Raw genomic sequence first — 360 nt, forward strand, 5'->3', positions numbered from 1 at the left:
GCGCTCGCCGCCGGAGGCATCAACGCGGCCCTGGCCACCATGGATCCCGAGGACAGCTGGCAGCAGCACGCGGCGGACACGCTCAAGGAGAGCTATCTGCTGGCCGATCCCCGGACCGTGCAGATCGTCACCCAGGGCGCCGCCCGCGGCATCGACGATCTCGAGCGCTACGGCATGCCCTTCGCCCGGGAGGAGGACGGCCGGATCTCCCAGCGGTTCTTCGGGGCGCACAAGTTCCGGCGGACCGCGTTCGCCGGTGACTACACCGGCCTGGAGATCCAGCGCACCCTCGTCCGGCGCGCGGAGCAGCTCGCCATCCCTGTACTGGACGGGGTGTACATCACCCGGCTGCTGGTGCAC

Annotated in this window: 1 protein-coding gene; it reads left to right on the forward strand. The window is 70.6% G+C overall.

Going from position 1 to position 360, the window contains the following annotated elements; translation table 11 throughout:
• Positions 1 to 360: FAD-binding protein (locus IG05_RS0141270; protein ID WP_030349206.1), on the forward strand; the 360-nt coding region annotated here is incomplete at both ends.

Origin of the sequence: Streptomyces sp. NRRL S-1022, assembly GCF_000720135.1 — a bacterium.
In the GTDB taxonomy this organism is placed as follows: domain Bacteria; phylum Actinomycetota; class Actinomycetes; order Streptomycetales; family Streptomycetaceae; genus Streptomyces.